The organism is Streptomyces sp. NBC_01717 (assembly GCF_036248255.1).
In the GTDB taxonomy this organism is placed as follows: domain Bacteria; phylum Actinomycetota; class Actinomycetes; order Streptomycetales; family Streptomycetaceae; genus Streptomyces.
On record NZ_CP109178.1, the window covers coordinates 8,262,054 to 8,274,800 of the forward strand.

Sequence of the window (12,747 nt, forward strand, 5' to 3'; positions counted from 1 at the left end):
TGCCGGTTCCGAACACTGGAGCAAGCATGCCTAGGTTCGCCGCGAACCTGTCCATGATGTACACGGAACACAACTTCCTCGACCGCTTCGCCGCCGCGGCGGCAGACGGTTTCGAGGCCGTCGAGTACCTCTTCCCCTACGAGTACGACGCCACCGAGCTGCGTCGCCGGCTCGACGACCACGGCCTGCGACAGGTGCTCTTCAACGCACCTCCCGGGGCGTGGGAATCGGGAGAGCGTGGTATCGCGGCGCTGCCCGGACGCGAGGTGGAGGTCCGCGCCGGGATCGACCGGGCACTCGAATACGCCGTGGCGCTCGGCTGCCCGCGGGTCCACATGATGGCGGGGCTGGTGCCGCCGGACGCGAAGCCGGCCGAGCTCGCCGAGCACCGCGACACCTACCTGGCCAACCTCGCCCGGGCCGCGGACCAGGCCGCCGCGGCGGGCGTCGACATCCTGGTCGAGCCGATCAACGGCCGTGACATGCCGGGCTACTTCCTGAACAGGCAGGCCGATGCCCACGCCCTTGTGCAGGACGTCGGAGCCACCAATCTCAAGGTGCAGCTCGACCTCTACCACTGCCAGATCGTCGAGGGCGACCTCAGCGAGACCCTCCGCCGCGACCTGCCGACCGGACGGGTCGGCCATCTGCAGGTGGCGGGCGTGCCTGACCGCCACGAGCCCGACCGGGGCGAGGTCGACTTCCGCCATGTCCTCGGCGTCGTGGACGACCTGGCCTTCGACGGGTGGATCGGCTGCGAGTACCGCCCCCGCGCCGGCACGAGCGAGGGTCTCGGCTGGCTGAACGACTACCAAGGAGAAAACGCATGAGGATCGTCATCACGGGTGGCTTCGGCTTCCTGGGACGGCAGGTCGCCGACAGACTGCTCGAGACGCGGACGTTCCGGGGTGTACCGATCGACCGGCTGGTACTCGCCGACCGCTTCGTTCAGGCCGATGCGCCGACGGCGGCCGACCCGCTCGTGGACATCGTGCAGGGCGACCTGACCGACCGCCTCGACGACCTGTTCGCGGAGCCCGTGGATGTGCTGATCCACCTCGCCTCCGCGGTCTCGGCCGAGTGCGAGGCCGACTTCGACCTCGGCATGAGCGCCAACGTGGACGGGACCCGCGCGCTGCTCGAAGCCGCCCGGGCACAGTCGGTCGCCGGCGGGCCGACAGCGCGGGTCGTGTTCTCCAGCAGTGTCGCGGTCTACGGTTCCGACCCCGCGCTGCCCCTGCCCCCGGTGGTCAGCGAGTCGACCCTGCCGACGCCACGGTCGAGCTACGGCACGCAGAAGCTCGTCTGCGAACAGCTGATCGCGGACTACACCCGCCGCGGTTTCGTCGACGGACGCGTCACCCGCCTGATGACCGTGTCGGTGCGGCCGGGCAAGCCGAACGCGGCGGCCTCCGGCTTCCTGTCCTGCATCATCCGCGAGCCGCTCGCGGGCCTTCCGGCGACCTGCCCGGTGCGCCCCGACCTGCGGGTGGCCCTGGCCTCACCACGACGCACGGTCGAGGGAATCCTCCGCGTCGCCGAGGCCGAGCGCGGCGAGGGGCCGGGCCGCCTCAACGGCGGCGTGCCGGTCAATCTTCCGGCGCTCACGGTCACGGTCGCCGAGATGCTGGCCACGTTGCGGCGGGTGGCCGGCGACGCCGTCGCCGACCTGGTCACGATCGCGCCCGATCGTGACGTCGAGGCCATCGTGGGCTCGTGGCCCGCTGTCTTCGACAACGCGCGCGCCGACGTGCTCGGGCTGGAGGCCGATCCGAGCTTCGAATCGGTGGTGCGGGACTACCTCGAAGACCACTCCGACGCGGTCGTGGCCGACGCACTCCTCACAGCCAGGCCGGCCCGGCCCGCACCGATAGACTGACGATATGTTTTCCAAGGTGAGCGGTCCCGTCCGGCTCGCGGATCGGGTCGCCGCGATCCTTGCGGAGGAGATCGAGTCCGGGCGGCTGGCCGAGGGCGACAAGCTGCCGACCGAGGTGGAGCTGGTCAAGCAGTTGGGAGTCAGCCGCACGGTGGTGCGCGAGGCCGTGTCGAGGCTCCGCAATGCGGGGCTGGTCGAACCGCGCCAAGGTCTCGGTGTCTACGTCCTGCCCCGGCGCACACGACCGCTCGATCTCGAGGCCGCCGACACCCGGTCCAAGGTCCGGCAGATCGTTGAAGTACGCCGCGCCCTGGAAGGCGAGGCCGCCCATCTCGCAGCCACCCGCGCCACACCGGCCGACCTCGCCCGGATGCGTCAGGCCCTGGCCGCGATCGACGCGGCGGTCGCGGTCGGCGGTGACGGCGCGGAGGAGGATCTCGCCTTCCACCGGTCCATCGCGGAGTCGACAGGGAACGCGGTGATGGTCTCGACGGTGCGGTACCTCGGCGAGGTGCTGCGCAGCGGCATACGCGTCACGCGCGCGAACGAGGCGCGACGGGGCGACTTCATCGAAGCCGTCCGGCAGGAGCACCACGCCATCCTGGCCGCCATCGAGGCCGGCGCCGCCGAGGAGGCGCGCGCCGCCGCGCGCCGCCACTTGAAGCACGCCGCCTCACGGCTGCAGGACGCGGACGACGGATTCTGGACCGAGACCGAGGACCTCGACGTGGACCTCGACGCCGGGCCCTGACGCGGCGTAGTCCCGGAATGCGGAGATCGAACAGGCCCGTCCGTACTCGATGAACGAACGGCTCAGGTTCGTCGAGGCCGAGGGTTACGGCGGCGCGGATCCGCTTCCGTCCCCTGGAACATTCCGTGACGCCTCTGCAGTCGCGCCGTCGGGTGCGCTGTACTGCGGCTCTCCCATCAGGGTCCGTCCGCATGCGGCTTCGGGCAGCCGCTTGTTCCCACCGAAAGAACCTAGGTCTTACGATCCTGGAGCTGATGGTGCTGGTCGCCGTTGCGGTCGCCGGGCTGCAGGTCCAGCCGCCGGCGCCACCGTGCCACCGGCGCGTCCGCGTCTGCCCAGGAACCGGCGGGCACCTCGCGGGAGTTGAGCACGTCCTCGCCATAAATGTCCTGCAGCCAGTTGGTGTGGTAAATGGTGTCCAGGTAGCGCTCGCCGAGGTCCGGGCCGATCGCCACCGCGGTGAGTTCGCGCGCGTCATGCCGGGCCAACCAGTCCGTCGCGCCGCTGACCACCGTGCCGGTGGAGCCGCCCAACAGGAATCCGCGCCTGGCCAGACGATGACAGGTACGGATGGTGTCCGCCTCCTCGACACGTATCACCTCGTCCACATAGGACTCGTCGAGCAGCGGCGGTCGCATACTCATCCCCAGGCCGGGAATCATCCGGCGGCCCGGCGAACCGCCGAAGGACACACTGCCGACGCTGTCCACCGCGATGATCCGCACCGGCCGGTGCCATTCCCGGAAGTAGCGCGCGCAGCCCATCAGGGTTCCGGTGGTGCCGGCCCCGACGAACAGGACGTCCAGCCGCGGGAACTGGCGGGCGATCTCCGGCGCTGTCGTGCGGTAGTGCGCCTTCCAGTTGCTCGGATTGGTGTACTGGCTGAGCCACACGTACCGGTCGTCGGAGGCGCACAGCGCGCGGATGTACTCGATTCGCGCGCCGAGAAAGCCGCCGTTGGCCTCCTGGTCGGCGATCACGTGCACCTGGCTGCCCAACGCCTCCATCATCAACCTGGTCGACAGGTTGCCGCGGGCGTCCGTCACGCACAGGAACCGGTAGCCCTTGCTCGCCGCGATCATGCTCAGTGCCACGCCGAGGTTTCCGGACGAGGACTCGACCAGGATCGACTTCGGCGTCAGGACTCCATCTCGCTCAGCGGTCTCCACCATCTCGGTCGCGGCCTTCAACTTGATCGAGCCGGCGAAGTTGAAGCCCTCACACTTCAGGTAGAGCGAGTGCCCGACGATCGACCGAAGGTCGACATAGAGCTCCTCTTCGTTGAAGGCGTAGGGAACGGATATGACGGGCACCGTGGTCTCCTCTATCTGGCGCAGAGCAGTTTCGGAACGTCCATCCGACCGCGGGCGGGCCTCTCGCTTCTTGTGGCCGGGAGCCCGTGTCGAACCGACCGGGCGGCCCCGCGTCAGCGGCCGCTGTTCCGTATGTCCTGACCTGCGACTTGACCGGGGATCTCTGCTGGGACCGGCCCTGCACAAGCCTCCTGGAATCTCGGCCGGCTCATCCGTACCGGCTCAGTTCGTGGAAGAAGTCGTCGACGACGTGCAACTCGCCCCTACGGACCACTTCGTCGTAGACGTCCTTGCCCACCGCGAGGTCGAGCACCCCGAGGCCGAAGGGCGAGAACACCACCGGCCGGTCCGTCGGCACCGTCACGCGCCCGGCCATCACGTCGTCCAGCGTGCCGTGCAGGAAGTCCCGGTTGCCCGTGAGCTGCTCCGCCAGATGCGGCGAGGTGTCGGCCTTCAGACAGTGCTCGACGTCATCGACGATGTTGGTCGAAGCGAGCAGGACCTCCGGCGCGAGATCGCGCAGCGACACGTGCAGCACCAGTGGATTGTGTGCGAACCATGACAGGTCGCTGACATGCGGCTGGCCGGCGACGGTCGCGAATACCACCAGGTCGCTGTGTCGGATCAGCTGCTCGGCGCTGTCGTGCACGGTGATCCGGCCGCTGGTGCCCGACTGTTCCAGGTAGCACCGGAAGCCTGCCGCGCTGTCGGCGGACAGGTCGTGCACGCCGATCTCGTCGAACGACCAGCCGGTGCCCGCCAGGAAGGTGTGGATGTAGCGGGCGATCAAGCCCGCCCCGAAGAACCCGACTCGCGTCGGGCGCGGCCGGTCGCGGCTGAGCCAGTCGGCCGCCGCCGCCGCCGATGCCGCAGTCCTGGTGGCGCTGATGATCGAGCTTTCCAGACAGGCGAACGGGTAGCCGGTGTCAGGGTCGTTGAGGATCAGCACGGCCGAGGCCCTCGGGATGCCCGCCGTCACGTTCTCCGGGAAGCTGGAGATCCACTTCAGGCCGTCCACCCGCACCTCCCCGCCGATCGAGGCGGGCAGCGCGATGATCCGGGAGGACGGGCGGTCGGGGAAACGCAGGAAGTACGACGGCGGGTTCACCGAATCACCGGCGCCGTGCACCCGGTAGGTCGCCTCGACCAACTCCACGATTCGTTTCTCGCGTCCGTGCAGCGCGCGCTGGACCTGGGCACCGGAGATCACCGCGAACGGTGGCACGGTGATCGGCGCGGACAGTGCGGTCTTCGTTGCGGTGGAAGCGACGGCGGTCATCCTGTGGTCACCTCGACGGTCGGCGAGCAGTCGGCCAGATGCACCGGGTCGGCCATGGCGACGAGCACTTCGCGCGGTCCCTCGAAGGGCTCCCTGCTGTGCGCGGTGCGGATGTTGTCGACGAGCATCAGGTCGCCGGCCTGCCACGCCTCGCGTGCGGTGTTGGCCTCGTAGACGCTGTTGAGCAGCTGCACGACGTCCTCGGCGATCGGGTCGCCATTGCCGAAGCGGGTATTGAACGGCAGCCCGTCGGCGCCGTAGAGGTCCACCAGGTACTCGCGGACCTCGGGGGCCATCGTCCACTCGTTGAGGAACGCGATCTGGTTGAACCAGCAGCGCCGGCCGGTGACCGGGTGACGCACCACGGCGCTGCGGCGCTGCCTGGTGCGCAGCCCACCGTCGGGCTGCCACTCGAACGTGATCGCGTTGGCGCGGCAGTAGCTCTCGACGGCGCCACGGTCATCGGTGCCGAACGCCTCGGCGACGGTGGCCCCGATCTCGTCGTTGTAGCTGCGGGTGAGCAGCCAGCCCTCCCGCTCGAACCGCTCGGTCAACTCGGCGGGCAGCGCGTCGAGCACGGTCGATGAGTCGGCCACCGCGGTCGCTCCGCCGTCGGCGGGCGCGCTGAGACAGGCGAACATCATCATGCCGGGGAACTCAAGCGTGTAGCTCAGTTCGTGGTGCATGCACATCGGCTGGTTCGGAGGCCACTTCGATGAGGAGTACACGCCGTCGGAGTAGGTCCGCCGGGGCGCGAAGACCTCCTTCTCGGTCATCAGACCCGCGGCCAGCTTCGAGAAGACGGCGCCCGTTCCGACCGCGTCGCGCAGCCCGAGGCCGCGGACCAGGACCGAACCGTGCTCGGCGACGACAGCGCGCAGCGCGTCCCGGTGCTCGGCCGCCCAGCTCAGCGCGTCGCCGGTGGTCTCGGCCCGCAGCAGCGGGAGTTTGCCGGGTTCACGTTCCACGTCGACCAGCGACGCCGTGGATAGGGACGACATCTCGATGTCCTTTCAGTTGCCAGTCAGGAAGAAGCGAACAGATCGGCGGCGCGCAGCACGGCCTCCGCCGCCTCGGTCGGGCGGGTGCGCGGGAAGTAGTGGCCTCCGTCGGCGAGCTCGTGCAGGTCGACCTGTTCGGCCAGGAGCTGCCAGTCGCGGTACCGGCGCGGGTAATCCGCCGCGCTCGGGTCGTCGGCGGCAACGACCACGGTGACCGGCGCGGACAGCTTGAGCGCCGGTGGGTTGTCCAGGGCGTCGGCGAAATAGTGGTGTGCGGACACACAGTCGTGCCGGTAGGCGGCACCGATGTGCTCGGCGTGCCGGGCATCCAACTCACCGAGCTCGGTGTATCCACCGTCCGCGCTCAGCCCCGCGGCGATCTCGGCGTCGCTTCGCCCGGTCAGCTCCGTGATGGTGGCGCGCCGGTCGGCGGCGCTTCCGAGCAGCTGCGCGCCGAGGAACACCCGCTGGACGTCCACCCCGCGCTCCTGCAGCTTCCTGGCCGTCTCCACGGCCGACGCGGTGCCCGAGGAATGGCCCCACAGCAGGACCTTCGTCAGGCCGTGCCGGATGATCTCGTCGACGACCTGCTCGACCACCTGTGCCATCGGCGCGAACGGCTCGCTCTCGGCAGCCACGTCGTGACCGGGCAGCTCGACGGCGAAGACCGCCGGGCCGCCGGCCGACAGTGCCCTGGCCATCGGCTGGAAGTTCACCGCGTTGCCGCCGGCGTAGGGGAAGCACACCAGGGCAGCGGGCTGCGTACCGTCCGATTCCGACAGCGACTGAAGCAGCCCGGAGCGCCGCTCGGACCTGCCGTCGACCAGCCCGGCCAGATCGGCGAGGACCGGGTGCCGGGTGACGTCCTTGAGGGACACCACGCGGTCCAGGGTGATCGCCAGCTTCACCGCCGACAGCGACGTGCCGCCCCGGTCGAAGAAGTGGTCCCGCCGTCCGATCTGGTTCTCCGGGATGCCGAGCACCTTCGCCCATGCGGCCGCCAGTTGCTGCTCGGTCGGGGTGGTGGGCGCGCGGTACTCGTCCTGGACGGCACCGAGTTCTCCGGCGAGCGCCCGCAGAGTCTCCCTGTCGATCTTGCTGTTGGCCGTCAGCGGCAGACTTTCCCGCCAGTGGAAGGCCGACGGCACCATGTACTCGGGCAGCGACTCACCGAGCCGGTCGAGCAGGACGCCGGCCTCGAGTTGCCGCCGACCGGAGTAGAACGCCACCAGGTGCTTGCTCCGGTCGGCCCGCTCGGTGACCACCACCGCACCGTCGCGAACACCGGGCACCCGCAACAGGGTGTTCTCGATCTCGCCGATCTCGATCCGGAAGCCACGAATCTTCACCTGGTTGTCCCGGCGGCCGAGGAACTCCAGCTTGCCCCCGGGCTGCCAGCGGCCGTAGTCGCCGCCCCGGTAGAGCCGGGCACCCTCACGGTGCGGATCGGCCAGATAGGCCTGCCGGGTGCGCTCCGGGTCGTTGACGTATCCGCGGCCGACGCAGACGCCGGAGAAGACGATCAGACCGGGGGCGCCGAGCGGTACCGGGGTCAGGTGCTCGTCGACGACATACACGTGCACGTTGTTGACCGCGGGACCCAGCAGGATCCGGTCCCCGTCGGGCATGCGGTCCATGACCTCGTGGTTCGTGTCGTCCGAGGTCTCGGTCAGCCCGTAGGCGTTGACCAGCTTGATCCCGGGCTGGGAGGCGAACCATCGCTGCGCGAGCTCCTTCTTCAGCGCCTCGCCGGTGACCGACACGCACCGCAGGTCCGGCAGCTCGCGGGGGCGCTGCTGCAGACAGGACACGACGACGTCCAGGTAGGAGGGTACGACCTGGAGGACGGCGACCCGGCCGTCAATGATCTTGTCGACGAACCGCTGGACGTCCAGGATCACCTCCTGCTCCACCAGCAGGGTCCGTCCGCCGACCAGCAGCCCGGAGACCAGTTGCCACAGCGAGATGTCGAAGCACTGGGGTGCGGTCTGGGCGACCACCTGTCCCTCGCCGATCCCCAGGTCGTCGATCTTGGCGTAGAGGTGGTTCAGCATGCCCGCGTGCTCGCACATCGCGCCCTTGGGCTCGCCCGTGGAGCCGGAGGTGAAATAGATGTAGGCGAGCTGGTCCGGCTCGACGCGGAGGCTCAGATCGTCGTCGGCATGGTCCTCCTCGTAGGCAGCGCCGACGAAGAGCTTCTGGATCCCGGACAGAGAGCCGAGGGCCTGGTCGAGCGTGGAGGTGCTGCCGGGTTCGGTCAGCACGAGTCCGCATGCGGCACGGGAGAGCATGGTCGCGACGCGATCGGCCGGGAAGTGCGGCTCGATGGGCAGGTACACGCCGCCGGCCTTGAAGACAGCGAGGACGGCGGCCATCCAGTCCAGGTTGCGCTCGGTCACCACCGCGACGACACCCTCGCGGCGCAGCCCCCGCGCCAACAGGGCTCGTCCCACCCGGTTGGCGCGCGCGTTGAGTTCCCGATACGTCAGCTGCTGCTCCCCGTGCACCGCGGCGACGGAATCCGGGTGAGCGGCCACCCGCTGCTCGAACAGCTCGTGGAACCGGTGGTCCGGCAGCTCCCGGCGTGGACCGGCGAGTTCTTCGAGCTGGAAGTGGAGTTCCTCGGCGGAGAGCAGGCTCTGCCGCGCGTGCTCGGCGTCCGGATCGGCGGCGACGAGCGCGAGCGCGGTGAGGTGGTAACCGGCGATCCTGACGGCGCAGTCCGTGTCGAGCGCCTCGGTCCGGTACCGCAGTCGCAGCATGAGGCGGCCGTCGCGTTGCGAAACTCCCACCCACAGCACGGTGTTACCGGCGATTTCGCCGCCCGAGCCGTGCGGATCGAAGACGGTCTCGATCGGCGGTTCGGCCAGGCCCAGCTCGCGCCTGAGCTCATCGACCGGAAAGTCCTTGTGCAACAGCAGATCCGACACGGCTCGATGGGCATCCATCAGCAGCGCCCGCCACGGGCCGAGGTCGGTCTTCAGCCGGCAGGGCAGCGGCCGGCCGCCCTCCACAGTGACGTAACCGGTCGCGACCTCGCGCTCGCCGGACAGTGCGGCAAGCACCTTGGCGTGCGCGGCCAGCAGCACGGAGTCGAGCGGCACCGCCAGGTCCTTGGCCAACCGGCCCAACGCTGCCACGACGTCGTCCGGGATCGCCGCTTCGTGTTCGCCGACGCCCGTCACCGGATCGAGGGTCCACCGCGGTACGGCGGTGAATCCACCGGCGAGGAGCACCGCGCGCCAGAATTCCCGGTCGGCCTGCACTTGCTTTCCCATCTGGTCGTCCCTCTCCATTCACCGTCGCCACCGAGCCGTTCGCGCCGACAGGGGCGGCGCTGCTATCCCTTCCGCGTCAGTGCCTCGGGCTGATAGGAGGCATCTCGCATCTCCGTGGCGGGGTTTCCTCCCCAGCGTGCGTGCTGTGGGACTTCTTCGCCTTTCATGAGAAAGGAGTCGGGGGCGAGTGCCGCGCCGTCGCCCATCGTCACGCCGTAGTGGACGTGGGCTCCCACACCGAGGGTGCAGCCGGCGGCGATGGTGCTGCGATCGGACTTGAAGGTGCCGTCCTCCTGCGAGTGGCACTGGATCTTGCTTCCCGCATTGAGCGTGCAGTCGCTCCCGATGGTGGTGAGCGTCCGCTCCGTCAAATAGCAGCCGTCGTCGAAGACCCTGCTGCCGATCCGAACACCCAGCATCCGCCAGATCACGTTTTTGAAAGGGGTGCCGTTGAAGACATTGAGATACGTGTCGGGCACCTTCCAGAGACGCTCGTGCCACCAGAAGTACGGGTCGTAGATGGAACACAACTGCGGTCGCAGCGTACGGAATGCCGCGATACCACGCTCCACCAGTACGAAGTAGACAGCGGTGAACCCGAGACTGAGCACCAGGAACACAGCGATCAGCACATGTCCGTACGCGTCGTACAGTTCGGCGTTCGCGAGGCCGAGCATCGTGAGCACGAAGAAGTGCAGCCACCGCACGAGCAGGAAGAACACCATCGAGCGGATGTTGTAGCGGTTCTTCGCGGCGAGGCTGCGGCGCAACTCGTCGCCGGTCCGAAGGTGGTCGAACCGGGAGTCGCGCTCTACCGACCGGGGAATCTCGAAGCAAGGCGAGCCGAGCAGGCCCACGCCCTCGCGCACCTCGCCGTCGAGCGGAACCATCACCTTCGTCGCAAGGAGACAGTTCTCACCCGTTCTGGCCCCTGAGGGATAGGCGATGTTGTTCCCGAGAAAGTTGTATGGCCCGATCGAGGCCCGGGACACCCGGAAGGACGTGCTCGAGAAGTCGGCGTTCACGATGGAGAGCCCGTCGGCGACCATCGTCCCGCTGCCGACAGAGCACAGATACGGGGTCTCGTGCTGCACTTCCGTGCCGAAGTTCGACCCGGTCTGCTCGACCCGGGACAAGTCGTACCCGAGGCCGCGCAAGTATTGGACGATGTAGGAGCTGTCACCGAACAGCCATTTGAAGAACTTGATGTTGGTCATGCGCCCGATCGCCCGGTGCGCCGAGTAGTGGAAGCCGTACAGCGGATAGACCTTGTCCGGCTCGACGACCAGGTTAAGCAGGCGCGGAACGGTGAACAGTACGGCCAGACCCACGACGACGAAGCCGAAGAACAACACCAGGGACAGGATCAGCGCGTCTACGTAGAGATCCGTCGATGTGAACCCCATACTGCCCGGGCCCAGCCGGTTTTGCAGCGCCGGAACCAGGGTCACCAGCATGTACGCGCCCCCGACAGCCAGCGGCACGTAGAGGAAGAACAGCTGGAGCACGGTGACGAGACCGAAGCCCGCCCGGCGCAGCGTGCTGCACCTGGCCGGCCCGATCCTCAGGTAGTCGTGCTGCGTGACCTGTGCCGGGGATCCGTGCCAGCGCTGACCGCCCGGGACCGCCTGGCCGCTGTACAGCGTGGACGTGTGGCCGAGCTGCGCCCCGTCGCCCATCGATGTGTCGATGTCGAGGACGGTCTTCTCGCCGATGAACACGTCCCGGCCAAGGGTGACGCGGCCGGTCTGGATGCGGCCGGCATGCGCCCGGTAGCAGAGGAAGAACGAGTCCTTGCGGATCACCGTGTCGGCGCCGATCGTGAGCAGGTCGGGGCAGACCGGAACGTTGCGGGAGAGGATCGTGACCCCCTTGCCGATCCGCGCGCCCAGGGCCCGCAGGTACAGCACGTACAAGGGATTGCCGACAAAGAAGATCATCGGGTTGGCGTGGATCAGCACCTTGACGGTCCAGAACCGCAGATACGTCAGACCCCAGACCGGGAACTCGCGCGATTTCCACCGGCCGACGAGGAGCCATTTGGCCGCGATGGGGAAGGTGCACAGGCCGACGAAGCCGGCGCCGCCGAAGACGAACGATCGCAGGTAGATGTCGATCACATCCGAGCCGGCGGCGACCCATGCATAGCCCAGGTCGGCAACAAGTCCGGCGAGGAATGAATATCCCAGGAAGAGCAGGAACTGCAGCGTTCCGCAGAGGGCGTACCGCACCGTGCCGACCGGGGTCACCACCTCGGTCGACGCCGTGACCGACGACTCGACAGGGACGGGCGCGGCTTCCGCGAGCCCCGTCGCCAGGCTTCGGATCGTCGGGTTCCGGTAGATGTCCTTCATCGACGCCGACGGGAGGTCCGGCCGCTTCCTGACCCGTGCGCAGAAGTGGGCCATCACCAACGAGTTGGCGCCGAGATCATCGAAGAAGTGGCTGTCGACCGACACCCGTTCGACGCACATGACGTCAGCGAGCACCTTGGCGAGATCTCTCTCGATGCCGGTCTCCGGGTCGGTGTACCCGCACGTGTCGTTCGCGGATTCATTCGGCTCGGGCGTCAGGACTTCGAGGGATTTCTCCTCCATGCGAGCTCCTTGAGGAACTTTCGAGAGTCGTCGGCCATGACGGTCGGCGTCCTGCTACGCGCGCCTTTCGATGGCCGGATCGAATAGTCCGGAAGTCATGAGGCCGGGTCTGTTGTCCGGTTCAATAACCGTTGCCTCAGTCTCAGCTGACCACCGTCGGGCTGCCACTCGAACTGCCCGGTTCATTCCTTGTCCACGGTCCCGGCCGGTGCGACGGCGACGAGCTGCGGATCGGTCTTGCCCTACTGCATGCGAGTGGCGTGTGCATGACCCTGGAGGGAGCTGCGCCGGGGCGCGTGACAGTCAATTGGGAGAGCGCGGCGGGGTGGTGACGGCACCCGAGACGCCGCGGCTTCGAGGCGGCTGAGCGGCGCCCACACGCTTCTCGGTGGTGGCGCGGTGGCACACGCGGCCGAAACCATCTCATGTGACTGGATCCGGTGAGGTACGGCCATCCGGGGGTAACGGCCCAAGGGCTGTCCCGTAACCCCCGGCGGGCGCGCGACGACAGCTACGGCACCTCGCCGCGTTGTCGGAACGCCCGAATACGACCGGTACGAGGACGCCCCTCCGCCTTGCGATGCACCGCATCTGAGCCGCGCGCCGATCCACCAGGGATTACGGGACAGCCCTTGGCGACCGCTTCCCT

8 protein-coding genes are annotated in these 12,747 nt (G+C 68.4%); 3 read left to right on the forward strand and 5 right to left on the reverse strand.

Annotation, left to right across the window (positions count from 1 at the left end; all coding sequences use genetic code 11):
• Window positions 1-26: 26 nt before the first annotated feature.
• From otnI to OHB49_RS37420, 3 genes are read left to right on the forward strand one after another with little or no spacing between them, the layout of a single operon-like run.
• Window positions 27-830, forward strand: coding sequence for a 2-oxo-tetronate isomerase (gene otnI, locus OHB49_RS37410; RefSeq protein WP_329165331.1), 804 nt, complete (start codon window positions 27-29; stop codon window positions 828-830).
• Window positions 827-1,879 carry a D-erythronate dehydrogenase gene (denD, locus tag OHB49_RS37415; protein ID WP_329165333.1) on the forward strand — a complete coding sequence of 351 codons (1,053 nt, stop codon included), beginning with the start codon at window positions 827-829 and terminating at the stop codon, window positions 1,877-1,879. Before otnI ends, denD begins: the two co-directional genes overlap by 4 nt.
• A 16-nt stretch (window positions 1,880-1,895) precedes the next feature.
• Window positions 1,896-2,630, forward strand: coding sequence for a FadR/GntR family transcriptional regulator (locus OHB49_RS37420; RefSeq protein ID WP_329165335.1), 735 nt, complete (start codon window positions 1,896-1,898; stop codon window positions 2,628-2,630).
• Window positions 2,631-2,860: 230 nt separating this feature from the next.
• Here the strand turns inward: OHB49_RS37420 and sbnA are convergent, their stop codons facing one another.
• The 5 genes from sbnA to OHB49_RS37445 all read right to left on the reverse strand — a co-directional run bounded on the left by sbnA (window position 2,861) and on the right by OHB49_RS37445 (window position 12,098).
• Window positions 2,861-3,943, reverse strand: coding sequence for a 2,3-diaminopropionate biosynthesis protein SbnA (gene sbnA, locus OHB49_RS37425; RefSeq protein WP_329165336.1), 1,083 nt, complete (start codon window positions 3,941-3,943; stop codon window positions 2,861-2,863).
• Window positions 3,944-4,151: 208 nt separating this feature from the next.
• On the reverse strand, window positions 4,152-5,222 hold the full coding sequence (gene sbnB / locus OHB49_RS37430) for a 2,3-diaminopropionate biosynthesis protein SbnB (protein WP_030973036.1): 1,071 nt from the start codon (window positions 5,220-5,222) through the stop codon (window positions 4,152-4,154).
• Complete coding sequence (locus OHB49_RS37435) at window positions 5,219-6,223, reverse strand: TauD/TfdA family dioxygenase (protein WP_329165338.1); 1,005 nt, start codon at window positions 6,221-6,223, stop codon at window positions 5,219-5,221. The genes sbnB and OHB49_RS37435 overlap by 4 nt, the downstream gene beginning before the upstream one ends.
• 23 nt (window positions 6,224-6,246) lie before the next feature.
• Window positions 6,247-9,501: a non-ribosomal peptide synthetase gene (locus tag OHB49_RS37440; protein WP_329165339.1), complete on the reverse strand. Its 3,255-nt coding sequence runs from the start codon at window positions 9,499-9,501 to the stop codon at window positions 6,247-6,249.
• A 62-nt stretch (window positions 9,502-9,563) separates the two neighbouring features.
• Complete coding sequence (locus OHB49_RS37445; RefSeq protein WP_329165340.1) at window positions 9,564-12,098, reverse strand: Pls/PosA family non-ribosomal peptide synthetase; 2,535 nt, start codon at window positions 12,096-12,098, stop codon at window positions 9,564-9,566.
• Window positions 12,099-12,747: the final 649 nt, after the last annotated feature.

Coding starts and splice junctions, on each gene's coding strand:
- otnI (WP_329165331.1), top strand. CDS start 27: ATGCCTAGGTTCGCCGCGAACCTGTCCATGATGTACACGGAACACAAC.
- denD (WP_329165333.1), top strand. CDS start 827: ATGAGGATCGTCATCACGGGTGGCTTCGGCTTCCTGGGACGGCAGGTC.
- sbnB (WP_030973036.1), bottom strand. CDS start 5,222: ATGACCGCCGTCGCTTCCACCGCAACGAAGACCGCACTGTCCGCGCCG.
- OHB49_RS37435 (WP_329165338.1), bottom strand. CDS start 6,223: ATGTCGTCCCTATCCACGGCGTCGCTGGTCGACGTGGAACGTGAACCC.
- OHB49_RS37440 (WP_329165339.1), bottom strand. CDS start 9,501: ATGGGAAAGCAAGTGCAGGCCGACCGGGAATTCTGGCGCGCGGTGCTC.
- OHB49_RS37445 (WP_329165340.1), bottom strand. CDS start 12,098: ATGGAGGAGAAATCCCTCGAAGTCCTGACGCCCGAGCCGAATGAATCC.